The 25,000-nt window shown below is 58.4% G+C and carries 22 protein-coding genes and 2 tRNA genes; 14 read left to right on the top strand and 10 right to left on the bottom strand.

Annotated features, from left to right (window positions below):
• Nucleotides 1-5: 5 nt before the first annotated feature.
• The 3 genes from rcsF to cydD all read right to left on the bottom strand — a co-directional run bounded on the left by rcsF (nucleotide 6) and on the right by cydD (nucleotide 4,138).
• On the bottom strand, nucleotides 6-377 hold the full coding sequence (rcsF, locus tag E5E97_RS20540) for an Rcs stress response system protein RcsF (protein ID WP_010633326.1): 372 nt from the start codon (nucleotides 375-377) through the stop codon (nucleotides 6-8).
• A gap of 253 nt (nucleotides 378-630) precedes the next feature.
• Nucleotides 631-2,376 carry a cysteine/glutathione ABC transporter ATP-binding protein/permease CydC gene (cydC, locus tag E5E97_RS20535; protein WP_171280947.1) on the bottom strand — a complete coding sequence of 582 codons (1,746 nt, stop codon included), beginning with the start codon at nucleotides 2,374-2,376 and terminating at the stop codon, nucleotides 631-633.
• Nucleotides 2,369-4,138, bottom strand: a complete 1,770-nt coding sequence (gene cydD, locus E5E97_RS20530) for a cysteine/glutathione ABC transporter permease/ATP-binding protein CydD (RefSeq protein WP_171280946.1) — start codon at nucleotides 4,136-4,138, stop codon at nucleotides 2,369-2,371. Before cydD ends, cydC begins: the two co-directional genes overlap by 8 nt.
• Before the next feature lie 201 nt (nucleotides 4,139-4,339).
• Here cydD and E5E97_RS20525 point away from each other — a divergent pair.
• Together E5E97_RS20525 and E5E97_RS20520 are read left to right on the top strand one after the other, a co-directional pair.
• A tRNA-Gly gene (locus E5E97_RS20525) sits at nucleotides 4,340-4,413 on the top strand.
• A gap of 94 nt (nucleotides 4,414-4,507) precedes the next feature.
• A tRNA-Gly gene (locus tag E5E97_RS20520) sits at nucleotides 4,508-4,582 on the top strand.
• A 146-nt stretch (nucleotides 4,583-4,728) separates the two neighbouring features.
• On the opposite strand, the gene arcA is transcribed toward E5E97_RS20520, so the two are convergent.
• Nucleotides 4,729-5,448, bottom strand: coding sequence for a two-component system response regulator ArcA (gene arcA, locus E5E97_RS20515; protein ID WP_011706824.1), 720 nt, complete (start codon nucleotides 5,446-5,448; stop codon nucleotides 4,729-4,731).
• A gap of 376 nt (nucleotides 5,449-5,824) precedes the next feature.
• Between arcA and E5E97_RS20510 the strand changes: the two genes are divergently transcribed.
• The gene (locus E5E97_RS20510) at nucleotides 5,825-6,241 is read left to right on the top strand and encodes a DUF3293 domain-containing protein (RefSeq protein ID WP_060390062.1); all 417 of its coding nucleotides are present in this window, start codon (nucleotides 5,825-5,827) and stop codon (nucleotides 6,239-6,241) included.
• 42 nt (nucleotides 6,242-6,283) lie between these two features.
• On the top strand, nucleotides 6,284-6,763 hold the full coding sequence (locus tag E5E97_RS20505) for a putative 4-hydroxy-4-methyl-2-oxoglutarate aldolase (protein ID WP_043127489.1): 480 nt from the start codon (nucleotides 6,284-6,286) through the stop codon (nucleotides 6,761-6,763).
• Nucleotides 6,764-6,768: 5 nt separating this feature from the next.
• Here the strand turns inward: E5E97_RS20505 and E5E97_RS20500 are convergent, their stop codons facing one another.
• Nucleotides 6,769-7,245 carry a hypothetical protein gene (locus tag E5E97_RS20500; protein ID WP_024943683.1) on the bottom strand — a complete coding sequence of 159 codons (477 nt, stop codon included), beginning with the start codon at nucleotides 7,243-7,245 and terminating at the stop codon, nucleotides 6,769-6,771.
• Between the two features lie 172 nt (nucleotides 7,246-7,417).
• Between E5E97_RS20500 and E5E97_RS20495 the strand changes: the two genes are divergently transcribed.
• Nucleotides 7,418-7,816 (top strand): META domain-containing protein, encoded by a 399-nt coding sequence (locus E5E97_RS20495; RefSeq protein ID WP_171280945.1) that lies wholly within the window; start codon nucleotides 7,418-7,420, stop codon nucleotides 7,814-7,816.
• A 96-nt stretch (nucleotides 7,817-7,912) separates the two neighbouring features.
• On the opposite strand, the gene aceK is transcribed toward E5E97_RS20495, so the two are convergent.
• On the bottom strand, nucleotides 7,913-9,640 hold the full coding sequence (gene aceK, locus E5E97_RS20490; protein WP_171280944.1) for a bifunctional isocitrate dehydrogenase kinase/phosphatase: 1,728 nt from the start codon (nucleotides 9,638-9,640) through the stop codon (nucleotides 7,913-7,915).
• A 195-nt stretch (nucleotides 9,641-9,835) separates the two neighbouring features.
• On the opposite strand from aceK, the gene E5E97_RS20485 reads away from it, so the two are divergent.
• The 6 genes from E5E97_RS20485 to E5E97_RS20460 all read left to right on the top strand — a co-directional run bounded on the left by E5E97_RS20485 (nucleotide 9,836) and on the right by E5E97_RS20460 (nucleotide 17,972).
• Nucleotides 9,836-10,528 (top strand): tRNA/rRNA methyltransferase, encoded by a 693-nt coding sequence (locus tag E5E97_RS20485; RefSeq protein WP_171280943.1) that lies wholly within the window; start codon nucleotides 9,836-9,838, stop codon nucleotides 10,526-10,528.
• A gap of 260 nt (nucleotides 10,529-10,788) precedes the next feature.
• Complete coding sequence (thrA, locus tag E5E97_RS20480) at nucleotides 10,789-13,248, top strand: bifunctional aspartate kinase/homoserine dehydrogenase I (RefSeq protein ID WP_171280942.1); 2,460 nt, start codon at nucleotides 10,789-10,791, stop codon at nucleotides 13,246-13,248.
• Between the two features lie 2 nt (nucleotides 13,249-13,250).
• Complete coding sequence (thrB, locus tag E5E97_RS20475) at nucleotides 13,251-14,231, top strand: homoserine kinase (RefSeq protein WP_171280941.1); 981 nt, start codon at nucleotides 13,251-13,253, stop codon at nucleotides 14,229-14,231.
• Nucleotides 14,228-15,502, top strand: coding sequence for a threonine synthase (thrC, locus tag E5E97_RS20470; RefSeq protein ID WP_171280940.1), 1,275 nt, complete (start codon nucleotides 14,228-14,230; stop codon nucleotides 15,500-15,502). The genes thrB and thrC overlap by 4 nt, the downstream gene beginning before the upstream one ends.
• A gap of 92 nt (nucleotides 15,503-15,594) precedes the next feature.
• The gene (locus E5E97_RS20465) at nucleotides 15,595-16,020 is read left to right on the top strand and encodes an SgcJ/EcaC family oxidoreductase (protein ID WP_171280939.1); all 426 of its coding nucleotides are present in this window, start codon (nucleotides 15,595-15,597) and stop codon (nucleotides 16,018-16,020) included.
• A 380-nt stretch (nucleotides 16,021-16,400) separates the two neighbouring features.
• Nucleotides 16,401-17,972, top strand: a complete 1,572-nt coding sequence (locus E5E97_RS20460) for an ATP-binding cassette domain-containing protein (RefSeq protein ID WP_171280938.1) — start codon at nucleotides 16,401-16,403, stop codon at nucleotides 17,970-17,972.
• A gap of 62 nt (nucleotides 17,973-18,034) precedes the next feature.
• Here the strand turns inward: E5E97_RS20460 and E5E97_RS23430 are convergent, their stop codons facing one another.
• Genes E5E97_RS23430 through E5E97_RS20450 form a run of 3 tightly spaced genes read right to left on the bottom strand, consistent with a single transcriptional unit; the run spans nucleotide 18,035 to nucleotide 21,049 of the window.
• Nucleotides 18,035-18,898, bottom strand: a complete 864-nt coding sequence (locus E5E97_RS23430; protein ID WP_216368128.1) for a hypothetical protein — start codon at nucleotides 18,896-18,898, stop codon at nucleotides 18,035-18,037.
• Nucleotides 18,880-20,127 carry a DEAD/DEAH box helicase gene (locus E5E97_RS23425; protein WP_253265163.1) on the bottom strand — a complete coding sequence of 416 codons (1,248 nt, stop codon included), beginning with the start codon at nucleotides 20,125-20,127 and terminating at the stop codon, nucleotides 18,880-18,882. Before E5E97_RS23425 ends, E5E97_RS23430 begins: the two co-directional genes overlap by 19 nt.
• Entirely contained in the window at nucleotides 20,120-21,049 is a 930-nt protein-coding gene (locus tag E5E97_RS20450; RefSeq protein ID WP_080688898.1) for a DUF1837 domain-containing protein, read from the bottom strand. Before E5E97_RS20450 ends, E5E97_RS23425 begins: the two co-directional genes overlap by 8 nt.
• Before the next feature lie 543 nt (nucleotides 21,050-21,592).
• Here E5E97_RS20450 and E5E97_RS20445 point away from each other — a divergent pair.
• The 3 genes from E5E97_RS20445 (at nucleotide 21,593) to tsgA (ending at nucleotide 24,177) form a co-directional block, all read left to right on the top strand.
• Complete coding sequence (locus E5E97_RS20445) at nucleotides 21,593-21,973, top strand: hypothetical protein (RefSeq protein WP_171280937.1); 381 nt, start codon at nucleotides 21,593-21,595, stop codon at nucleotides 21,971-21,973.
• A 285-nt stretch (nucleotides 21,974-22,258) separates the two neighbouring features.
• Nucleotides 22,259-22,960, top strand: coding sequence for a purine-nucleoside phosphorylase (gene deoD, locus E5E97_RS20440; protein WP_005303072.1), 702 nt, complete (start codon nucleotides 22,259-22,261; stop codon nucleotides 22,958-22,960).
• A gap of 53 nt (nucleotides 22,961-23,013) precedes the next feature.
• Nucleotides 23,014-24,177 (top strand): MFS transporter TsgA, encoded by a 1,164-nt coding sequence (tsgA, locus tag E5E97_RS20435; RefSeq protein WP_124243595.1) that lies wholly within the window; start codon nucleotides 23,014-23,016, stop codon nucleotides 24,175-24,177.
• A gap of 78 nt (nucleotides 24,178-24,255) precedes the next feature.
• Here the strand turns inward: tsgA and E5E97_RS20430 are convergent, their stop codons facing one another.
• The gene (locus E5E97_RS20430) at nucleotides 24,256-24,933 is read right to left on the bottom strand and encodes a Crp/Fnr family transcriptional regulator (RefSeq protein WP_171280936.1); all 678 of its coding nucleotides are present in this window, start codon (nucleotides 24,931-24,933) and stop codon (nucleotides 24,256-24,258) included.
• Between the last annotated feature and the right edge of the window lie 67 nt (nucleotides 24,934-25,000).

The following is a 25,000-nucleotide window of genomic DNA, read 5'->3' as shown; positions in this document are numbered from 1 at the left end:
GACGCTTATTTCTCGGTGGCGACTTTCAGCGCCTGGCCGTAGCAGATCACCTGCTTCAGGCAGCCCGGGGTGTCGCTGAATTCGGCGCACTTGTCGAAGGTGACGCCGTTGCCGCCCATGTCGGCCACGCGGCGGCGGGCCAGGGTTCGGGCCTCGCCGGCGTTGGGGATCGGCTGCTTGGCATCGCTCTGGCAGGACTCCCCTTCGACGGTGCCGAGATAGAGGTAGTTGAGATCGGCCAGCTGGCCCTGTTCATAGATCTGAACGCTGCCCGGCTTGAAGTACTCGTCGAAGTTCTCTTTGTCCAGATTGCTGTTGAAGGCAAAGTCGGCGCAGCCGGAGGCAATCAGGGGCATCATCAGGATCAGGCGTTTCATCGTCTCGTATCTTGTGTCGGTGATGAGGACAGTAGCAAGGCGCAGGCGCTCCATGTCGGCATCTTGTGGAATAACGAAGGGGCCATTATAGGGGCCAGTCGACGGTGTCGACCAGCCCCATTTTTAGCCGTATGGGCGGGGTGTGACCAGGATACGGCCGTGTGTTGTCCGTGCAGCTTCACGCTGCCGGCAAAGATGACTGGCCTGGTGTCATGAGAGAGGGGAGCAGCGGGCGCCCCTCTCTCGTTGCTCATCAGGCCGGTGCCAGCCGCTGATGCAGGCTGCGGTAGTAGTCGTCCGCCAGCAGCGTCTGATGGGGGGCGCAGAGGCGGATCTGCCCCTCTTCCATCAGGGCGATCCGGTCCATCTGCTCCAGCCCCAGCAAACGGTGGGAGATGAGCAGCAGGGTGCGATCTGCCCCCAACCGGAACAACAGATCCATGATCTCCCGCTCGGTCTGGCTGTCGAGCCCCTCGGTCGGCTCATCCAGCAGCCAGAGCGGCGCGTCGTGCAGCAGGGCGCGGGCGATGCCGATGCGGCGGCGCTCGCCACCGGAGAGCGGCCGGCCGCCATCCCCCAGCCAGGCATCGAGCCCGCTGTCGCTGTGGCCGTTGTCATCTTCCAGCAGATTGGCAAGGCCGACCTGGGTCAGCACCTGCACCAGCTGCTCGTCACTGGCATGGGGGGTGGCCAGCTTGAGGTTGCCGCGCAGGGTATCGGCAAACAGGTGCACCCGCTGGCTCACCACCGAGAGGGAGGCGCGCAGCGCCCCTTCGTTGTAGTCGGTGAGCGGCTTGCCATCGAGCAGGATCTTGCCGGCCTGCGGGTTCCATTCGCGGGTCAGCAGTCCCATCAGGGTGGATTTGCCGCAGCCGGTCTGGCCCAGCAGCGCCAGCTTTTCACCGGCCTGCAACTGCAGGGTGCAGCCGCGCAGCACCGGCTGCGGGTTGCCTGGGTAGCTGAAATAGAGGTCGCTTATCTGCAGCGCACCCTGTGGCGCGTGTCGCTCTTCGTGGCCCCACTCGGGGGCCTTGGCCTCCTGCAGGATCTCGTTGAGGCGGCGGGCCGAGGTGAGGCTGGTGGAGAGGTGCTGGAAGGCACCGGCCAGCGGCATCAGCGCCTCGAAGCTGGCCAGGGTGGCGAACACCATCAGCGCCGTGATGGGATCCGGCGCGGCGCCTGCTACCCCGTGACCGGCCAGCCACAGCATCAGGGTGAGGGTCCAGCCGCTCAGCAGTTGCACCGAGCAGTTGGCCAGCCCGCTCACCCGGGCCATGCGGGCCTGGGCCTGGATCAGCGCTTGCTCGGCCTGCTGCAGCTCGTCGCGCGCCTGGGGGGCGGCGGCAAACATCTGCAGTTCGGCCTGACCATCCAGATAGTCCACCAGACGGGTACGCAGGTTGGACTTTTCGGCGATCAGCTGGCGACCGGGCTGGCGGCCGAGGAAGTAGAACACCAGCGGCAGGGCCAGCATGCCGAACAGCAGGATGGCGCCCAGTATCAGCGCCAGGTCGGCATCGAACAGCGAGAGGAAGAACACCAGGCCGGCGGTGCTGAGCAGGGCCGCACCGATGGGGGTGACCAGCCGCAGGTAGACGTGGTCCATGGCGTCGATGTCGGCCACCAGCCGGTTGAGCAGGTCCGCCTGGCGAAAGCCCGCCAGGGCGCCGGTGGAGAGCGGCGAGAGCTTTTGCCAGAACCAGACCCGCAGCCGGGTCAGCACCCGGAAGGTGGCGTCGTGGCTCACCACCCGCTCACCCCAGCGGCCGGCGGTGCGGATGATGGAGAAGAAGCGTACCCCGCCAGCCGGCGTCATGTAGTTGAAGGTGTCGCGACTGGCGACCGCCATCCCCGCCACGGCGGCGGCGGAGAGGAACCAGCCGGAGAGCGACAGCAGCCCCATCCCGGCGACCAGGGTCACCAGGGCCAGCAGCAGGCCGAGGGAGAGGCTCAGCCAGTGTTGGCGATAGAGGCGCAGAAACGGCAAGAGATCAGTCATCGAGAGAACCCTCGTTACGTTGGGAGAGCAGGCGGGCGAACGGCCCCTGCGCGGAACTCAGTTGCTGGAAGCTGCCTTGCTCCACCAGCTTGCCACGCTCTAGCACCAGGATCTGATCCATCTTGGTGAGCTGGTCGATGCGGTGGGTGATCATCAGCAGGGTCTGGCCTGCTGCGGCTTGTTCGAGCGTGGTCATGATGGCTCGCTCGGAGTGGCGATCCAGGCTGGCGGTCGGCTCGTCCAGCACCATCAGCTGGGTGGATTTGAGCAGGGTTCGAGCCAGGGCGAGGCGCTGGGCCTGGCCGACCGAGAGGCCGCCGGCCTGATCCCCCACCGCATAATCGAGCCCCTTCTCCATGGCAAACTCCCACGCCTGAGCCCGTTTCAGGGCCTCCTCCAGTTCGCTGTCACTGGCGGAGGGGTTGGCCAGCAACAGGTTGTCGCGCAGCGAGGCATGGAACAGCTGCGGGTTCTGGGAGAGCCAGCCCAGTTGGCGGCGCCACTGGCTCATGTCGAGGCTGGCCAGCTCCTGGCCGTTGACCTTGAGCTCGCCGCGATAGGGGGCAAAGCCGAGCAGGGCATTGACCAGCGAGCTCTTGCCGGCGCCGCTGATGCCGATGAGGGCGGTGCGCGAGCCGGACGCCAGGGTGAAGTCGATGGGGCCGACCAGCACCTTGCCCTCGGCGCTCAGCACTTCAAGGCCTTTGGCTTCTACCTTGATGGGTGCGTCGGCATGGAACGGCGCATGGCCTGAGGCGGGTTCCGTCACCTCGGCTTCGAGGAACTCCAGCAGCTGTTCGGCGGCGCCGATGGCCTGCGCCTTGGCGTGGTAATGGGCGCCGAGTTCCCGCAGCGGGGCATAGAACTCGGGGGCCAGAAACAGCACGAACAGGCCGGTAAAGAGGGTGACTTTGGTGCCATAGTGGCCGAAGTTCAGGTGATCGATATAGGAGAAGCCGAAGTAGACGGCCACCAGCGCTACCGAGAGGGCGGCGAAGAACTCCAGCACGGCGGTGCTGAGGAAGGCAAGGCGCAGCACCTCCATGGTGCGTTCGCGAAAATCTTCCGACGCATCGCGAATGGCATCCCCTTCCGCCTGGGTGCGCATGAAGAGCTGCAGGGTGCGCAGCCCCTTCAAGCGATCGAGGAAGTGGCCGGAGAGGCGGGCCAGCGCCTGGAAGTTGCGGCGGTTGGCATCGGCGGCGCCGACCCCCACCAGGATCATGAAGAGGGGAATGAGGGGCGCCGTGCCCAGCAGGATAAGGCCAGCGGCCCAGTTGACCGGGAACACGGCCACCAGGATCACCACCGGAATGAACACGGCAATCGCCATCTGCGGCAGGTAGCGGGAGAAGAAATCCTGCATGTTTTCAATCTGCTCCAGCAGTAGGCTGGCCCAGCTGCCGGCCGGTCGACGCTGGATGTAGGCCGGCCCCAACCGGCCGAGGCGGGTGAGCACCAGCTCGCGGATGGCCTGGCGCACCGCGCTGCCGGCCTTGAAGCTGGCCACCTCGCGACCATAAGCCAGTGCGGCCTTGGTCAGGGTCACCAGCAGCAGGGTGATGAAGAGGGGAATGGATTGCGCCGGCGTGGTGCCTTCGATGATGAAACCGTGCAGCAGGGTGGCCAGCAGCCAGGCCTGCGCCACCATCAGGATGCCCTGACCCAGGCCAAAGCCGATGGAGAGGCCGATCCAGCGCCGGCCGTGGCTCGATTGATTGCGCAACCAGCCATAGAGTCGTTTTTGCGTTTTTTTATCCATTACCACCATCCTCGCGTCGAGTGGCGCAAGACTATCCTCGCCCCCCAGGCTTGGCAACCTTGTAAATTCCGGCTTGTGAAAACGGTTGATTGAAAAATCGGCTTGCTGCTCATTAGTTGGTCGAACAGATTGATTTACGGTAAAAAACCGTATCGAGGTGATTGCGCTCGGCGGCAAAATGCATATAGTAGAGGCCCTGACGCGGGTGTAGTTCAATGGTAGAACGGTAGCTTCCCAAGCTGCATACGTGGGTTCGATTCCCATCACCCGCTCCAAATTCCAGATAACGGTCAAGGCCGTTGTCACCTCAGCCGAAACGGCTGTCTGTCGTGGGGTTTCCCCATCACACCAAGCAAGTTTTGATGCCAGGCGGGCATCGTATAATGGCTATTACCTCAGCCTTCCAAGCTGATGATGCGGGTTCGATTCCCGCTGCCCGCTCCAGCCTTCATGCAAAAAGCCCACTCCTGCGAGTGGGCTTTTTGTTGTCTGTTTTTTGATGCCGGCGAGAGTGCCAGATCTGCCAAGCTGAAAGGTGCAGAAATGGAAAAGGCGCCATCGGCGCCTTTTCAACTCGGGGAGAGGGAGGATTACTCCTGCTCCAGCTCGCCGCAGAAGCGATAGCCTTCGCCGTGGATGGTGGCGATGATCTCGGGGGTGTCGTTGACGCTCTCGAAGTGCTTGCGGATGCGGCGGATGGTGACATCCACGGTACGGTCGTGGGGCTTGAGCTCACGGCCGGTCATCTTCTTGAGCAGCTCGGCACGGGTCTGGATCTGGCCCGGGTTTTCGCAGAAGTGCAGCATGGCGCGGAACTCGGAGCGCGGCAGCTTGAACATGTCGCCAGCCGGGCTGACCAGGGCGCGGCTGTTGATGTCCAGAGCCCAGCCGTTGAACAGGTAACGCTCCACCAGCTTCTTCTCTTCACCACCGGCGGCCACGTTCATGGTGCGGCTCAGCAGGTTGCGGGCACGGATGGTCAGCTCACGGGGGTTGAACGGCTTGGTGATGTAATCGTCGGCACCGATCTCCAGACCCAGGATCTTGTCCACTTCGTTGTCACGACCGGTCAGGAACATCAGGGCGATGTTGTCGTCCTCACGCAGCTCGCGTGCCAGCAGCAGGCCATTCTTGCCCGGCAGGTTGATGTCCATGATCACCAGATTGATGGTGTGGGAAGTCAGAGCCTGATGCATCTCGTCGCCATTGTTGGCTTCGAGCACGATATAGCCCTCTGCCTCGAAGATGCTTTTCAGGGTATTGCGAGTGACCAGTTCGTCTTCGACGATCAGAATGTGTGGTGTTTGCATGAGTATTCCCAGATTCTTATCAGTTAGTTATCTAAATTTTAACACTCTTTGGCGTTACCCGACCGGTCCTGAAAATTTATTACGTCATCCTGGGTATGAATGTCAGGTCGGATTATCGCGAATTTGGCATCAGCGTTGGCAAACATCCCTGTGCCACACATAGGCTCTCAATAAGTCTGATCGAGAGAAGCCTGGAAAGGTAGTCCATTACAAAAGTGGCTGCATTTTATCAGTTAACAGGCGCATAACAACACTCTTTGCCGTCAGATAGCAACTTTTTAACTCTGGTTTGATATAGGTCAAACCCTGAGTTCACAGCATGATACTTGGGGTTGCCCCCATTTTCGCCCCTATAAAATGTAATGGAATGTAACATGTGGTTGACATGAATTTGTGGGAAAACTACAGAAAAATCTGCTTTATTGCACCCTTTTCGGCGCCGAAATGGCCTGCCTACGCCATTGTGACGGCCTGGAATCCTGCCAGCCGCCAGCTGGGAATGCGTCGCAATACCCGCCGTCAGCGGGCCCTGTGGCGGGCCATTGCGGCGGTTCCTCGCTGGCTGGTGATGGGGCCCTGCCGGGGCAGTTCGCTGGATGAAAGCTGGCAGGAGTCGTCGCTGCTGCTGGCCTCCACGCGCAGCGAGGCCATCCGGCTGGCGGCCCGCTTTGGCCAGAATGCCATCTACTGGGTGGAACAGGGGGAACTGTGGCTGCTGCCGGTGTTGCTGGCGGGAGAGCCACACCATCTGGGCAGAATTGAATCCCACTGGATTGTCAGGGACTCTGCTTGATGAAAGAATGAGCGAATTCATGTCCATGGAAGGAGACTTATGATGCTGGATCTACTGCCCGATCTCTGTGACGAGTACGGTGATGCCCTGCAGGTGGCGGAGCCGCTGTTTCAAAATTTTGGTGGCAAGGCGCTGTTTCACGGCCAGGCGGTCACCCTCTCCTGTTATGAGGACAACAGCCTGGTGCGGGAGCTGGTCAACCGGCCGGGGCAGGGGCGGGTGATGGTGATCGATGGCGGTGGCTCCCTGCGTCGCGCCCTGCTCGGTGATCAGCTGGCGATCAAGGCGGCGGAGCAGGGCTGGGAAGGCATCGTGATCTACGGCGCCGTGCGCGACGTGGGCACGCTGGCGACACTGGCGCTGGGGGTCAAGGCATTGGGGCCCTGTCCGGTCAAAACCGAGAAGCGGGGACAAGGGGAACTGGATGCCGTGGTGTCGTTTGCCGGGGTGACCATACATCCGGGTGACTACGTCTACGCCGATCTCAACGGCGTGCTGGTGAGCGCCACCCGGTTGATCTGATCCCGCTAGAAGTTGAAGCCGACCCCGACGCTGAGGGATTGTTCGGTGCTAAAGGCGCTGACGCCGTAGTTGGCGGTGATGGCCAGTTGCGGGGTCAGCAGCAGGCTGGTGTTGAGCTCCAGCAGGGTGCTGGGCTTGTTCACTTCCAGCTGTTTGAGCTGGCTGCCGATGTTGAGCATGGGGGAGAGCTGATAGCGCACCCCCGAGCTCAGGTTGTAGCCGGATTGCTCGCTGCTGGGGCCGATGGCCGGGCCTGCTTCCATGTAGAGGCTGACGCCATCGTGCAGCGGATACTGATAGCCGGTATTGATGAGCCAGAGATCGAAACTGTCGTTGTGATGAGTCTGATTGCCGAGCAGCACGCCGGAGTAACTCTTGACGTAGAGCTGGCTGTTGGCGTCGTTCTTGAGGAAATCCCAGTCGGCGGCCTGGGCGGTAAGGCTGAGGCATGAGACGAGTGCGATGACGGATGATTTGACCATTCTTTTCCCCTCCCTGGGTCCGGAACAGGAATACAAGCATGGCACATGCCAGCTGGTAGTAAAGGGAACCCCGATCACAATAAAACAGTTTTGATTTGCTCCGCTCTCATGATACACAGGCCCCCATCACCATGTTTCTTCCCCTATTTTGCTGATATCAAGAGGTGAACCCATGAACAAAAAACTGACTCTGCTGGCCGTACTGGCCCTGGGAGGCTGCGCCATGGCAACTGGTTCCAAGCTGACTCAACTGCAAGCTTCCACCTGGCAACTGCAAGGGGCGAGCGGCGACACCTTTACCCTGCAAGTCGCCGGTGACAAGGTTGCGGGCAAGGGCGGCTGCAACCGCTATTTCGGCGCCATCACCGAGCAGGGTGACGGTGTGCTGGCGCTGGGCCCCATGGGTTCGACTCGCATGATGTGCATGGGCGATCTGGCCGGCAAGGAGATGCTCTATCTGCAGAAGCTGGAGAAAGTGGCGAGCTTCCAGATCAGCGGTCAGCAGCTGGTATTGAGCGACGCCAACAAGGCGGCGCTGCTCACCTTCGACGCCATGCCTGCCGCCAAGTAACTGACGTTTTTGTCAGGGGCTGTCGTAGCGCGAGCTGACGGCCCAACGCAAAAGGGACGCCACGGCGTCCCTTTTGCAACTGGGCTCCCGGATGGGCTAGCCCCCACGCTGAAACTTGAAGCGTTTCTTGCGCCGGTAGGGATAGACATCCTCGAACACCCCCTCCTTGATGTTGCTCTGCAGCATCTTCCAGTAGTTGGCATCGAACAGCTCCTTGTGCAGCTGCATCATGATTTCGCGCACCTGGGGTTTTTGCAGCAAGAAGGTGGCGAACTCTTCGGGGAAAATGTCGTTGGGGGCCACCGAGTACCAGGGTTCTGCGCTCCACTCATCCTCGGGGTAGCGCGGCGGCGGGATCTGGCGGAAGTTGCACTCCGTCATGTAGCAGATCTCGTCGTAGTCGTAGAACACCACCCGACCGTGACGGGTGACCCCGAAGTTCTTGAACAGCATGTCGCCCGGGAAGATGTTGGCCGCCGCCAGCTGCTTGATTGCGTTGCCGTACTCCTCCAGCGCGAGCCGGGTCTGCTGCTCGTCCGCCTTGTCCAGATAGAGGTTGAGCGGGATCATCTTGCGCTCGGTGTAGAGGTGCTTGATCACCAGCTTGTCGTCGGTGAGGGTCAGCGCAGACGGGGCCACCGTCTTGAGCTCGGCCAACAGCTCCGGCGAGATGCGATCGAGGGGAAACTCGAAGTTGGTGAACTCCTGGGTATCGGCCATGCGGCCCACCCGGTCGTGCTGTTTTACCAGCCGGTACTTCGCCTTCACCTGCTCGTGGCTCACATCCTTGGGGGGCGTGAACTCGTCCTTGATCACCTTGAACACCACGTCATAGGAGGGGAGGGTAAACACGCTCATCACCATCCCCTTGATGCCGGGGGCGATGACGAACTGCTCCCGGCTCTGGGCCAGGTGCTGCTGATAGTGGCGATAGAGCTCGGTCTTGCCGTGCTTCTGGCAACCGATGGCGTTGTAGATTTCATAATCGGGCTTGTGGGGCATGATCTGGCGCAGAAACAGCACGAACAGCGCCGGCACGGGGGCATAGACCATGAAGTAGGCGCGGGCGAAGCCGAACACGATGGAGGCCAGCTCCGGCTCGAAGATGACGGTGTCCACATAGATGCTCTGGCCGGTACTGAGCAGCGGCAGGATGAAGGGAAACACCTGCCCCTTGACCCGGATCAGCCCCACCAGATAGGCCCCCTTGTTGCGGTAGAACACCTCCTTGAGCAGCTCGATGGCGAACGGTTCATCGTGCAGGATGGCCGGCCCGTTCTCGGCAAGATGGCGCTGGATGTCGACAATATCCCGCTGTTTGTCCTCATAGGGCAGGGTGAAGCTGTAATCCCCCAGCAGCTGGCTCAGGGTCTGCGGCAGGTGGGCGAGATCGGTGCGATAGATGCGCAGCAGGGCGCTCAGGTCGGGGTGTTCTCCCCGGCTGCGAAATGGATGGATATAGAGGTTCTCGTCGCGGATGTTGCGATGGCGGAAGATGCGGCGATAGACGGAGTTGAAGAAGGACTCCGCCACCTCGAAGTTTTCGCACTTGGGCAGCAGATCGCTGAACGCCCCCTTCACCTGCTTGAGCAGTGCCTGGCTTGGCAGGGTCGCCCCCATCATCTGCTTGATCAGCGCCGTGGTGGCGCCGACGTGATGATCGTAGAGGCGAATGCGCTCGCGCCCGGCGAGCTGCACCCCCAGCCAGTCGCTGTTCTCGAAGCGACTCTTGCTGCCCTGGGTTATCTCGAGAAACCGGCTGTAAAACGACTCGAAGCGTTGCAGAATCGTCTCGGCGACGGCCTGTTCCAATGGCTGCTGCATCTCTCTCTTCCTTGTGATCTGTCGGGCCGATGGTGCCTGGGATTGGCTGCAATTTGTTCACATTCCCGGCCACTATGGCAACATTCAAACGTCTGTTCAAGTGGCAATTTTCGGGTGAAAACGGTAGATTGCGCCCCTGTTTTGCCGATGATCCGCTGCCGTTTGCGCGTTCGGCCCTGCCCAGGAGAAAACCCGATGAAACTCTATTTTGTGCTGGTGGCCCCCGCCCGCCCGGCCAACGTGGGTGCTGCCGCCCGCGCCATGAAAACCATGGGCTTTGATGCCATGCGACTGGTGGCAAGCCGGGTGCACGAAGAGGAGGAGGCGAGCTGGGTGGCCCATGGTGCACAGGAGGTCCTGACCCAGGCCGAGGCGTTCGACACCCTGGAAGAGGCGCTGGCCGACATGGATCTGGTGGTGGCCACCACCGCCCGCCAGCGCGGCCGTTATCAGCACTACCTCACTCCGGCCGAGATCCGTGACCAGATCAAGGCCAAGCCGTCGCTGGACAAGGTCGCCATCGTGTTTGGCTGCGAGGAGTCTGGGCTCTCAAACGATCAGCTGGCCCAGGTCGACCTCATCAGCTATCTGCCGCTCAAGGTGAGCTACCCGTCCCTGAACCTGGGGCAGGCGATCATGCTGTATGCCTACGAGCTGAGCCAGTTGCTCGATGAACCCGAGGTGCTAGCAGAAAATGTTGATAACGCCGGCCAGGTTCGGGTGCTGAAAAGCAAAACAGCAGAAATTCTCGGTGATCTCGGTGTATCGCAGGATGAAAAACTGCATCAATGGGTGATGGACCGAGTGCCCATGCTGCCGCAGCGGGATTTGAATATGCTCCATCTGCTCTGCAAAGACCTTGCCCGCAAACTTGGCAAAGAGGTTTAGGTTGACAGCCCTGCGCCCGGCGCGGTATTGCTAAAAGCCAGCTTCGTTCAAGAGTGTTCGTCATGCAGTTATTCACCAACGTCATCACCACCACCATTATTACCGGTACCACCACAGGTGGCACTGGGGCCGGTTGATGCGCTGACGAACAAGCACAGAAATCAGAAAAGGCCCGTACCCACCCAGTACGGGCCTTTTTGTTGGATGATTTTCAGAGCCATTTTCGGGCAAATTTGCAAGGATCACAGGGAGAGAAAGCGATGAGAGTGTTGAAGTTTGGCGGGTCGTCACTGGCCGATGCAGAGCGTTTTTTACGGGTCGCCGATATCGCGGTGAATACCCACGGCCAATCCCAGGTTGCCCTGGTGCTGTCGGCACCGGCCAAGGTGACCAACCACCTGGTGGCGCTGGTGGAGCAGACCAGCCGCGGCATGGATGCCAGCAGCACATTGTTCGAGATCAACGGCATCTTCTCCCGCCTGCTGGCAGGTTTGAAGGCGGCCTATCCTGCGCTGGATGACAAAGCGCTGCAGGCTCGTCTGACCAGCGAACTGGATCAGGTGGAGCGGCTGATGCAAGGCATCCGCCTGCTGGGGCTCTGCCCGGACAACGTGCAGGCCCGCATCCTGAGCCGGGGCGAGAACCTCTCCATCGCCTTCATGCACGAGCTGCTGCGAGTGCGCGGCCTCGAGCTGGACGTCATAGTGCCGGAGCAGCTGCTGGTGACCGACGGCGGCTATCTGGAGGCTCACGTCGACATCGAGGCCTCCCGCCTGCGCTTCGCAGCCAAGGGGTTGCGTAGCGACTGCCTTTACCTGATGCCGGGCTTCACCGGCGGCAGCGACAAGGGCGAAACCGTACTGCTCGGTCGTAACGGGTCGGATTACTCCGCCGCCGTGCTGGCCGCCTGTGTCGATGCCGAGTGCTGCGAGATCTGGACCGACGTCGAGGGCTGTTACAACTGTGACCCGCGCCTGGTGCCGGATGCCTATCTGCTGAAAACCCTCTCCTACAAGGAGGCGATGGAGCTCTCCTACTTCGGTGCCAAGGTACTGCACCCGAAAACCATCGCGCCGGTGGCCCAGTTCCACATTCCCTGCCTCATCAAGAACAGCTTCAACCCGCAGGGGCCGGGCACCTTGATTGGTGTCGAGCAGGGGGATGACGACCTGAAAGTGAAGGCCATCTCGGATCTCTCCGGCATGTACATGTTCAACGTCTCCGGCCCCGGCATGAAGGGCATGGTCGGCATGGCCGGCCGCATCTTCTCCGCCGTCTCCCGCACCGGGGTCAGCATCGTCCTCATCACCCAGTCATCCTCCGAGTACAGCGTCAGCTTCTGTATCCACAGCTATGACTGCGACAAGACCCGCAAGGTGCTGGAGCGCGAGTTCGAGCTGGAGTTCAAGAACCAGCTGCTGGATCCGCTCGAGATCATGCAGGATCTGGCGATCATCTCCCTCATCGGTGACGGCATGCGCACCTCCAAGGGGATGGCGGCCCGCTTCTTCACCTCGCTGGCGCAGGCCTCCATCAACATCGTCGCCATCGCCCAGGGCTCGAGCGAGCGCTCCATCTCGGCGGTAGTGCGGGATCGCAAGGTGGCGGAAGCCATCAAGGCCTGCCACCAGAACTTCTTCGGCAGCCAGCAGTTCATCGATCTCTTCGTGGTTGGTGTCGGCGGTGTCGGCGCGGCCCTGGTGGATCAGATTGCCCGCCAGCAGCCGGTATTGGCCGAGCAGGGCACCGGCCTGCGGGTGGTGGGCATCGCCAACAGCCGCCAAATGGCGGTCAACAAGGATGGGCTGAACCTCGCCAACTGGCGTGAACAGCTGGTGGAAGCCCGTGACAGCTTCAGCCTGGAAGCGGTGCAAAAGCTGGTGGAAGAGAGCCACCTCATCAACCCGGTGATCGTCGATTGCACCTCCAGCGAGGCCGTCGCCGTCCAGTACGCCGACTTCCTCGCCGCTGGTTTCCACGTGGTCACCCCGAACAAGAAGGCCAATACCGGGTCGCTGGATTACTACAAGGCGCTGCGCCGCACCGCCCGCCAGACCCGCCGCAAGTTCCTGTACGAGACCAACGTGGGCGCCGGCCTGCCGGTCATCGAGAACCTGCAAAACCTGATCAAGGCAGGCGACAAGCTGCGTGCCTTCGACGGCGTGCTGTCCGGTTCGCTCTCCTTTATCTTCGGCAAGCTGGACGAAGGGATGGCCTTCTCCGACGCCACCAAGATTGCCCGTGGCAACGGCTTCACCGAGCCGGATCCGCGCGACGATCTCAACGGCATGGACGTGGCCCGCAAGCTGCTGATCTTGGCCCGCGAGGCCGGCATGGCGCTGGAGCTCTCCGATGTAGAAGTGGAGCAGGCGCTGCCGCCGGGCTTTGATGTGAGCGGCGATGTGGAAGCCTTTATGGCCCGCCTGCCGGAGGCTGACGGCTGGTTCCGCGACCAGTTTGCGGCCGCCCAAGCTCAGGGCAAGGTGCTGCGCTACGTGGGTTCCATCGAGGGTGGCAAGTGCAAGGTCGCCATCAAGGCGGTCGGCGCCGACGAACCGCTGTTCAAGGTCAAAGACGGGGAGAACGCGCTCGCCTTCTTCTCTACCTACTACCAGCCGATCCCGCTGGTGCTGCGCGGCTATGGCGCCGGTACCGAAGTGACCGCTGCGGGCGTCTTTGCCGACGTGCTGCGCACCCAGAACTGGAAGCAGGAGTTGTAAGCATGAGTTCAGACATGTACCAGGGCAGCAGCGTGGTGGCCTATGCCCCCGCCTCCAGCGCCAACCTGAGCGTGGGATTCGATGTATTGGGGGCGGCGCTCGCCCCCGTGGATGGCTCTCTGCTCGGGGATCGCGTCCAGGTCAAGGCGGCCGATGTACCGTTTGCCCTCTCCTCCGTGGGCCGCTACGCCCACAAGTTGCCGGCTGACCCGAAAAAGAACATCCTCCATGACTGCTGGCTCGCCTATGGTGAGGCGCTGGAGAAGCGGGGCCTTGGTCTCAAGCCGCTCGAAATGGTGCTGGAGAAGAACCTGCCGGTGGGCTCGGGTCTGGGTTCCAGCGCCTGCAGCGTGGTGGCGGCACTGGAAGGCCTCAACGCCTTTCACGGCGCGCCCCTCAATGAACACGACCTGCTGCTGCTGATGGGGGAGATGGAAGGCAAGATCTCCGGCTCCGTTCATTACGACAACGTCGCCCCCTGCTATCTGGGCGGCATGCAGCTGGTGCTGGAAGAGCACGGCGTCATCAGCCAGGGTATTCCGGTGTTTGAGCAGTGGTACTGGGTGGTCTGCTACCCGGGCACTGTGGTTTCGACCGCAGCCGCCCGCGCCATTCTGCCGGCCCAGTATCGCCGGCAGGATTGCCTCACCTATGGCCGCCGGCTGGCCGCTTTCGTGCACGCCAGCTACACCGGGCAGGAGGGGCTGGCGGCGAGCGTATTGAAAGACGTGATTGCCGAGCCCTACCGCGCGACGCTGATCGAAGGTTTCAACGAGGTGCGGGCCCAGGCCGCCCAGAACGGGGCGCTGGCCACCGGCATCTCGGGCTCCGGCCCCAGCGTCTTCGTGGTGATGAAGGATCTGGCCCAGGCCGAGCGGATGAAAGATTGGATGGATGCACATTTCGTGCAGAACGAAGATGGATTTGCCCGGGTTTGCAAACTCGACATGGCCGGGGCACGGGTAACAGGAAGCGAGCTATGAATCTTTACAATATCAAGGACAAGAGTGAACAGGTGAGCTTCGCCCAGGCGGTGCGTCAGGGTTTGGGCCGCGAACAGGGTCTGTTCTTCCCCGAGCAGCTCGAGCCGCTGGCCGATGTGGATGCTCTGCTGGATCTGCCGCTGGTGGAGCGCTCCGCCCGCATCCTCAGCCACCTGCTGGGGGACGAAGTGCCCGCGCCTCAGGTGCATGAGCTGGTGAAGGCTGCTTTCACCTTCCCGGCGCCGCTAGTGAAACTCAAAGATGGCACCTATGCCCTCGAACTGTTCCACGGCCCGACCCTGGCGTTCAAGGACTTTGGTGGCCGCTTTATGGCTCAGTGCCTCGCGGCCTTTAGAACCAACGACAAGATCACCATACTCACTGCCACCTCTGGCGACACCGGCGCCGCCGTGGCCCACGCCTTCTACGGGCTGGAGGGGATCGAGGTGGTGATCCTCTACCCCAAGGGCAAGATAAGCCCGCTGCAGGAGGCGCTGTTCTGCACCCTGGGGGGCAACATCCGCACCATCGCCATCGACGGCGACTTCGATGCCTGCCAGGCGCTGGTGAAGCAGTCCTTCGATGATGAGGCGCTGAAAAAGGCGATTGGTCTGAACTCCGCCAACTCCATCAACATCAGCCGCTTGCTGGCCCAGGTTTGCTACTACTTCGAAGCCGTGGCCCAGCTGCCGAAAGCCGATCGTGCCAAGGCGGTCATCAGCGTGCCGTCCGGCAACTTTGGCAACCTCACCGCGGGCCTTATCGCCAAGGCGCTGGGGCTGCCGGTGAAGCGCTTTATCGCCGCCACCAACGCCAACGATACCGTGCCGCGCTACCTGAAAACCGGCCAGTGGGAGCCGCACCAGACAGTGGCGACCCTGTCGAATGCCATGGATGTGAGCCGCCCCAACAACTGGCCTAGGGTGGAAGAGCTGTGCCGTCGCAACGGCTGGGCGCTGGAGACCCTGGGTTCTGGCATGCGCAGTGATGCCGAAACTCGAGACTCACTCAAGCGCCTGCACCAGCTGGACTATCTGTGCGAACCCCACGGGGCGATTGCCTGGGATCTGCTGGGCGAACAGCTGGCTGAGGACGAAGTGGGGGTGTTCCTCTGCACCGCTCATCCGGCCAAGTTCAAGGAGTCGGTGGACGAGATCCTGGGGCTGGACGTGCCGCTGCCCGGTCCGCTCGCCAAGCACGCCGTGCTGCCGCTCCTGTCCCACAACCTGCCGGCGGAGTTTGCCCCGCTAAGATCCTTCCTGCTCGGTTAAGTTGATTGCCAATCCCCCGAGCTCGGGGGATTTTTCTATCCGTTGCTTTTTATCCGTGACAGGGCGGGCAGGCCGCCCCATAAGGAGTGAAGATGAATCAGCATCCCCTTCGAACCCTCATCGAGACCTGCGACGCCGCCATCTCCCGGCGCGATTTCGACGCCCTGATGGCCTTCTACGCCGAGGACGCCGCCCTGGTGGTCAAGCCCGGCATGATGGTGCGCGGCATTCCCGCCATCCGCCGCGCCTTCACCGCGATCTCGGATTACTTTCAGGGGCAGCTCAAGGTGGAGCAGGGCGCCATGGAGGTGATCGAGGGAGCCGACAATGCGCTGGTAATCATGGAGACCCGGCTCAATTACCCCGATGGCCAGGGGGGCCTGACTGATGAAACCCGCCGCGCCACCTATGTGTTTCGCAAAGAAGCCGATGGACAGTGGCGCTGCACCATAGACAACTCCTATGGCACTGCGTTGCTGACAGCGGTGGGGGTCGACGTCCGGCCTTCTACTGATTAGATCCGTGGCAACTCATCTCGGACGGGATGTTTTTTATTTCCGATCATCCTGAACTGCGGCCCAATTGCGGCCCGATGATCGCGATAGTCCTCGAACGGCTGGTTGCGATAACAGGATTGGCGGTCCGGTTAAGTGGTTGACCAACCAGCATTCGTCGGGTTAGCCTCTTGGCTCCTTTGATATATGAGTACGTCCTCCGATGCGCATTTAACCTGTCCGCACCCCGCTTTTGATTCCTCTCCCGCCAGGGAGATCGGGTGCGTCTTACCGTGACAGGTTGATGCTGATTCCTTGTTTGTTTTCCCGTTTGTGGACACGTGTCCCTGTCATTTGGCTTGGCTCTTGGCCTGCGGCTCCCGCATTGGCCCACAGGAGTTCAGATGACCCATATCGCATGTCATATCAACGCCTTGCAGCTGCCCTTCGGCGCCTGCAGTGTTCCCCTTACCTTCACTTTGCCCGCAGCGGGCTGCACCCTGATCGGCCGTAACGGCATCGGCAAGAGCCTGCTGCTGGAACTGCTGGCAGGCCAGCGCCGCGCGGTTTCTGGCACGATCGAGTGGCTGACCCCCATCAACTGGTTGTCCCAGTTTGCGCCCGCGCAGGCTCATGACGGCGCAGCCAGCGTGGCCGACCTTATCGGTTGGGGCGAGCCGCTGCGGGCCCTTGAGCGCATCGAGCAGGGGAGCTGCGCCTTGGACGATTTCGAGCGGCTGGCTGATCGCTGGAACCTGCGCAGCGATCTTGCCGACCTGCTGGCAGAGGCTGGGCTCAGACTCGATGCCCATGCCCCGGTCAGTACCCTGAGCGGCGGCCAGCTCACCCGTTTGCGCCTGCTGGCGCTGTTTGCGAGATCTGCTCACTTTCTGCTGCTCGATGAGCCGGACAACCACCTGGATGCCAGTGGCATCGCGTGGCTGAGCCAGCGATTGGCCAGCCACAGCGGTGGCTATCTGCTGGTAAGTCACGACCGGCGGCTGCTCAATCAGGGGAGCCAGCTACTGGAGCTGGGGGAGCAGGGGCTGCAGAGTGCCAGCCTCTCGTTTGAGGTGTTTTTGGCGCAGCAGACCGAGTTGCAGGCTGCCCGCAGCGCCCGGCTGGCGCAGGCGGAGCGCCGTGAAAAAGCGGCGGCGCGCAGCGTGCAGAAGGTGCGCGAGCAGGCGGCCAGACGAGCCAGTCAGGGGCGGCGCGAGCGCGGCTCCCAGGCCAAGATCCTGCTCGATTTCAAAGCGGAACAGGCGGGTAAATCCCTTGGCAAGGTGCTGGATCGCCACGAGCGGGGCCACAGTGCCCAGGTGGAGGCACGCGCCGAGGCTGCGGCCGCGCTGGCGGCGGTGCAGCCGCTTGTCATGCAGTGGCCGGCGGAAAGCGATCGCAAGGGGGCGGCCCAGCCGCTGGTGATCACGGCGGCGCGCCACACACGCTGGCATGATCAGCAGGTAGATCTGGTGCTGCAACGGGGGGCTCGCTGTCTCTTGGCCGGTGGCAACGGCAGCGGCAAGTCGAGCCTGCTGCAGATGCTGCGCGGTGAGCTGGTGCCCGAGGCGGGCAGCTTTCGCATCAATGGTCGGCTGGCGTGTCTTGATCAGGGGCTCAGCCTGATTGCGCGAGATCTCAGCCCGCTGGCCAACCTGCTGGCAGTGGCGCCGACACTCTCTGAAAGCGACGCAAGAACCCGGCTGGCGGGCATCGCACTGCGCGGCGATCGCGCCTTGATGCCCTGCCATGGTCTGAGCGGTGGCGAGCGGCTAAAACTGGGCCTCTTGATGGTGCTGGTGCAACTGCCCGACCTGTTGCTGCTGGACGAGCCGGACAACCATCTGGATCATGCCTCGCGCCAGCTGCTCACGCAGGTGCTGGCCGACTACCCGGGCACCCTGCTGCTGGTCTCCCACGATCCCGACTTTGTGGCCGGGGTGGGAATTGAAAGGGAGTATTGGTTGGAGGGATAGGGGGCTAAATCGTGAGCCAGCCACCTAATGGCTGGCTCAGAAAGAAAAATACTTAAAGTTTGTTATTTAGGATGAGATATTCCATCAAAAAAGTGCCTTAATATATACAGGTCAAATGAGTCTAGATTTTGTGTTTTACTTGAAATGTTTTCTAAGCCTATAGAATTTAGTTTATCTAGCACATCGTGTATAGGTGTATTTATATCTTCCAAATCAACAATTCCAGAATAATGAATCTTCTTCGATATCATCCTAGGTAGCCCATACTCTTCCAGAATATATACATTTGGGGGAAGGAATGCATGCGAAACATTGGCTACAAATGAAGATATATCAACCCCATGTTTAGGGTATAGCTCTTGATATATTATATTCACTTCATTCAGTAAAGATGATAGTTTAAAACTGGCTTTCCGCTCATAATCAAAAAATTCATCAATACTTATGTCATGGTCACTTAATTCATCTAAGAGTTTGTGAAAGTCAAAAGACCAGTTATTTGCAATAACTTTGATGAATTCTACGAACTTTTTATATGGAGCACCTATATAGCCAGGAATGATCTCAAGAACCTTGTATAAAGACCAATCCCATTGTTCAGGATTCTTACTATTAAGATATCCTAAGCCATTAAAATTTTGTGGTGAATCAGAGAGCGCTCTCGTCACGCTCAATACAACAGATGTATCACTATCAGTAAAAACATTATTACTTTGTATTCTTTGAAATGACTCCTCGCCTAATATGTCAGCCATTTCCTCTCTATATTCAATTATTTTAGCAATTTGTTCAGGGGTTAACTTTTGTGATATTGAATCATCTAAGCTTGCTGCTAATTCATTTGAGTATTCAAGCTCTAAAATATTTTCTTGTTCCTTTGGTGGCTCTTCTAATAGATATATATTACCTATAAAATGGCGAAACATCCTCCCCCTCGACCTATTATATTTTTATACGTAAAGTCGGTTAATTTAGGCTGGCCATTTTTATTTTTCCATAAAACGACATTCTCGGCAGATGTGTTTACTCCTTCTATTATTGAAGATGTTGAAAGTAGCATGTCTAAACCATTGTCTTCTTCGAATAGTTTAACTTGTATCTGGCTAAGAGATCTATGCAGTTGACCATTGTGAACACCGCAACCTCTCTTTACTAAGCTGGTTAGACTCCAGTTTCTACTATAGTTTTTGGTAAGCCAGGATGAAAAATCGCTTAACAGCTTACTGCATGAATTATCAATTGAATCAATAATGAGATTTGATACTTCGCCTATACTTGAATAAGTGCCAGCATAAATTAGAGTTTTCCCAGATGATTCAGATATTATTTTTAAAAGGGCATCACTTTTTGAAAACTTACAATCTTTAATATCTTTATATAGCTCATGTTTTTCAAGAAAAACAGTGTTGAAATCTAAACTAATAAAATCCATCCCATCGGTAAAAATATTATCCCTTAAATGTTTAATGTTTGGTGCTAAAAAATAGCGTTGCTTCGCTATTTTACTTAGGTTGATAATCGCTCTAAGCAATGATGGTGAACGTTCCTTGTCATGCTTTTTACTAGCTTTGTAAAACTCATCTATTATCAATATGTCAATATTTTCAATTGTATTGATGTAGCTGAAAACTCTTTCTTGTGGAAATATAAATATATTTTTATCTGCAAGTTGAACATCTGTTGTTGTAATTATTTTATATTCTCTAGAAAACTTCCGATGCATCCTTCTTCGAGTTTCATCAGTTAATGCAATTGTTGGTACAATGACAACAACATTTTTGGGTTTTCTTATTGCAATAAATGAGTCGACTACAAAGCTTTTACCAAAACTAGTTGGTGCGCTTACAGCGATACTATTGCCATTTATTAGTTTCTTAAGTAATAGTGATTGTTCTCTATGTAAAGTTGCACTTGAGCCACCTATATCTACTTTGAATGATTCGTAAATGAACTTCTCTTGCCAAGATGCGTGTTCTAATTGCAGGTAGGGGTATAGGCCTACACTTCTAATAAAGTGATTTAATGGTGCAGGGAACGTCCCATTTGTTCTTTTTAATTCTGCAAGGAATTTTATTACTTGATTTCTTGCTTCATCAATATCTCCAGCATTGATTAGGTCATTGATTTTATGCAGTGCATCAAAATTATCAATCATCACTGGCAGCCTCCTTGTACCGAATTACGTCACCTACAAATCTATCGACTATTTTAGCTTTGTTTGGTACGGGAAATAATATTAAGTGAAAAGTTACCGACTCGTATAGGTGAATGGATGATAATTGTTTTATATGTTTTTTAAAGTATGAGGTTGCTCGTTCTATATGATAGTTAACTATGTTTTTTTTATATTCATGGTTTAAAGATGAACAAGAGGAGGTTATTTCGCACTCGTGAAGCAATAAAATTGGCACATGAAGTCTTGGCTTTATATTATCAATCGAAGCTCTATTGCTTAGCGCGAGTTTTATCTCATGACATAACGCATCATCTGTAACCAACTTATTGATGTCGCTTACATTAGTGATTATAGAGTTTTCTCGTTTTAGTTTATCAGTATTCAAGGAATTCCCAACTGATTTTACAATTTCACCTAGCCTTGAGTCATTAATGTCATTGAAAAATTTGGCCTCACCAAACCAAATAGTAAAGTCATTGTTGCTGTCAATAACTAGATGAACACTATCTGCACCTTTAGCATTATCCTGAGAGTTTTGTTTGTAAAATATTTTTGGTACTACTGGTAATGCACCATAATAATGTTTCATGATACCATATAGTACAATTTCTGCTAATTCGCTCCCTTTGCCAATATCATTTTCAGAGTCGGTAAGTCGTAGGCTTCGAGCCGCTTCAACCAGTTTAGTATGAGATTGATCTACCAAGCACTCTCTTTCAGAAAAAGACAATGATGTCTCAGCAATATTGTCCCAAATAAAACTATGAAATTTACTATGTCGCCATTTACCATCTTGGTAGTCATTAATCAAAGATAAAACTTTTTTGTTTTTAATTGGCTCCAAGTCGTCATCTAAGCATAAATTTATAAAGTCATCTTCAATGACAACATCAAATTCCATAGCAGCTCTCTTCATGTTACGGTTTAATTATAAAATTAATGTATATTTATCTCTATATAGGATTAGCATCAACTTATATAGACGCTACCGCCCGTGGATTACAGCTTCCAATATGCTCCATTGACCAGCGAGGGCTGAGGCCCATCACTGATGAATAGGCACCGGATGGATATGTTAAGCCAATCGAATCTGGTCTCACCAGTCAAAAATTGACGTAACTATCAGGAATATCTGCGTTTTATGCGCCAGCTCAAAAAATGGCAGAGACAGATAGCGGGATTCCTATGGCCCTTGATTTGATTGGGGTCGGCGAGCATCGCGGGGCCGATGGGGTTGGCTTGCTGTTGAGGCGGAGCTGGCCGGGGAGGATCCCGCTTAGCCAATCGGCGCTATAGTGCGGCTATGGTGCCCTGTGCTCCGTGGCCCTGGCTGGCGAGGCGGGGGATCTGCGGCAACAATCAGCTGTTGTCATAACAGTTACTTGCAATCAGATCATCATGCAAACGGGTCACCATGCCAACACATCACAATAAGGAACGTCATATGAAGCGTATTGCTATCCTGTTCGGTCTGCTCTGCGGCAGCGTGCTGCTGGCCAATCCGGTCTTTGCCAACGACACCGCCCAGTTGCAGTGCGAGGCGCAGGCTGCAGCCAAAAAGCTTAATGGCGCCGCCAAGACCAGCTTTGTCGGCAAGTGTGTGAAAGATGCCGCTGGCGCCGCAACCGGCGAGTGCGAGAAGGCGGCCGCCGACAAGAAACTGGCCGGAGCGGCCAAGAACAGCTTTATCCAGAAGTGCGTGAAGACGGGCGCGGCAGTGGATCCGGCGGCCAAGTGCGAGAAGGCGGCGGCCGACAAGAAGCTGGCTGGCGCGGCCAAGAACAGCTTTGTCCAGAAGTGCGTGAAGGATAGCGCCGCCAAGTAAGGCATTTTCTCATCCGGTGTGTTTGCGGGGGGCCATCAGGCCCCCCGCGCTTTTTGGGACGCAGGGGCGTTATCGCTGGGTGGGTGACGCAGCGCTTGCCGCAGGGGCCGGGTTGGGTTGTGCGGGGGCAGATAAGTGGCGGCCAAGGGGGGCTAGCGGGGGTGGCCTTGGAGAAGTTGCCGGAACTGGGATCTCGATCGGGGCAACAGGACTTTTGTCCTGCAAGGGGCGAGGGGGCGGGGGCTAGGATGCCCTCATCCACACGAGTCAAACTGGAGCACAACAATGACCGCTCATATCAATGCCAACCCGGGCGATTTCGCCGAGACCGTCATCATGCCGGGGGACCCGCTGCGGGCCCGCTATATCGCCGAGACCTTTCTGACCGATGCGCGCGAGGTGACCAATGTGCGCAATATGCTGGGCTACACCGGCTACTACAACGGCCAGCGTATCTCGGTGATGGGCCACGGCATGGGGATCCCCTCCATGGTGCTCTACGCCCACGAGCTGGTGAACGACTTCGGGGTCAAGCGGATCATCCGCATCGGCAGTCTGGGGGCGACCCAGCGCCACGTGCAGATGCGTGACGTCATTCTGGCGCAGGCGGCGGGCACCGACTCCCCGACCAACGCCAAGCGCAGCGCCGGTTACCAGATGGCCACCTCGGCCGACTTCGCCCTGCTGCACAAGGCGTTCACCAAGGCGCAGGAGAAGGCCATTCCGGTCAAGGTGGGCAATATCTTCACCGGCGATCTCTATTACGATCCGGACGAAAACCTCATTCCGGCGCTGGAGAAGTTCGGCGTGCTCGGCATCGACATGGAGGTGGCCGGTCTCTACGGGCTGGCCCATCAGCAGGGGATCGAGGCGCTCGCCATCCTGACTGTCTCCGACCACTGCCTGACCGGTGAAGAGACCACCGCCGAGGAGCGGCAACTCTCCTTCAACCAGATGATCGAGCTGGCGCTGCACACCGCGCTGTAAGCGCCGCGGCCCGCCCAACCCTGCACGCACCCTGACCCCAAGAGAGATCCAATATGAACAATAAGCTCTCCCTCACTGCCATCAGCTTCCTGGCCAACTTCGTGATGGCCGGTTTTGCGACCCAGTTCGGCATGCTGATCGACCCCATCGCCGCCAAGTTTGGCGCCGACGTCAATCAGGTGGCCTCCATCTTCTCCCTGCTCAACGGCGGGGCGCTGGCGGGCACCATTGCCGCCTTCTTCCTTATCGAGAAGGTGGGCCTCAAGCGGATGACGCTGATCTGCTACGGCCTGATCGCGCTGGCGGCGGCCTCGCTCCATCTGACCGGCTCGCTCTATGTAGTGATGGCGGCCATGACGGTGATCGGCCTGTGTGGCGGGGTGGGGCTCTGCATTGCGGGGACTCTGGTGGTGAGCGTCTGGCAGGCGCGGATGCAGAGCACCATGCTGGTGGTGCAGGATGCCACCTTCAACGTGGCCGGGGTGGTATTCCCGCTTATCACTACCTACACCCTGACTCACGCCATGGCGTGGAGCTGGAGCTATCTGGCGGTGGGCGTGGTGGCGCTGGCGACCATGCTGGTGGCGGTGCTGACCAACTTCCGCAGTTGCGAGGCGGGCGGCGAGAGCGCTGGCAACGAGCACTCGGAGTGGAACCTTGGCATCATCAGCGGCGGGCTGGGGCTATTTCTCGGCATGCTGGCGCTCTACACCTTCCTCACCTGGGCGCCCATGTTCGTGAAGAACAAGTTCGGCATCCCCTTCGAGGAGGCGGGCAACATCATCACCCAGTACTGGACGGCGGCCCTGCTTGGCGCGCTGGTCTCCACCGCCATCGTGACCCGCGTTGCGATCCGCACCTTCCTCCTGGTGATCATCACGCTGGCGATGGGGATGACGGCGCTTATCGTCACCACCGACAACCTGAGCCAGCTGCCCTACCTCACCTATGGTTACGGCTTTGTCTGCGCGGCCCTCTACAACGCCTTTATCGCCTACGGGGTGTCGTTTGTGCGGCAGGCATCGAGCAAGAACGTCTCCTACATCCTTATCAGCGGCAGCGCGGGGGCCATGTTCAGTCCGGCCATCAGCGCCCTGTTCGAGCAGGTGATCGGCTTGCAGGCGGTGATGTACGCTATCCCGCTTATTTATGGCGTGATCCTCGCCATGCTGGTCGCGTCTCTGCGCATGGCCCGGCCGCAGCCTTGTCTGGCCTGAGCGGGGGAGTAAACAGCAAGAGGGGCGGTATAAACCGCCCCTCTTTTTTGTCTTTAACCGACAACTGATGCCTGCGACTTATGGCTGCTCCAGAAAGGCCCTGAGCCCCGCCAGATCGCGGATCTGCAACCCCTCCTCGCCACGCTCCACCAGTCCCTTATCCATCAGCTCTTTCACCGCCCGCCGGTAGACCCTGTCCGTGGTGCCGAAGCGTTCCGCCTCCTGATACCCCTTGCGAAATCCGTTCACCGGGTTGTCGTGGCAGTGGCTGTGATAGAGGTCGAGGGCGATGTTGTAGCTGATGGGGTAGAGCATCCGGCAGGTGAAAATATCCACCGTGTCCTGATAGTCGATGGCAATGGCGGTGGCAAAGAAGAGCGCCACCTTGGGGTGGGCGACCAGCGCCTGCTCCAGCTGCTCGCCGTCGATGCGGGCCACTTCCAGCGACTCCTCGGCGATGATGTCGAGCTGGCAGCGGTAGCCGGTGAAGAACTCCATCTCGCCAAACAGCTGGTGGTCGCACTCCAGGGTGCCGAGCTGAAAGCGGCGGCCATTCATGGCGGTGTGGCCCATGGCGATGCGGCCGCTCTTGACCAGCACCAGATCCCGCAGCGGTTCGCCCTGGCGCATCAGGGGCTCCCCCTCGGGGATGAGACGCCGCTCCGTGATGCAGGAGCTGACCACCTGTTCGATGAGATCGTGGCCGGCTTGCCAGTGGGGCTGAAAGCGCCCCTTGAGAAGGGGTTTGAGTTGCATGGGGTTCCGGGTCGTCGCCAAACACAAACGGCTATTACACACCCTGCCGCAGGCTAACTCCAGCCCG

It is taken from the genome of Aeromonas sp. 2692-1, from assembly GCF_013085505.1.
GTDB lineage: Bacteria > Pseudomonadota > Gammaproteobacteria > Enterobacterales > Aeromonadaceae > Aeromonas > Aeromonas hydrophila.
Note: the sequence above shows the minus strand (reverse complement) of the source record. Positions and strands in the feature narration are given on the sequence as shown.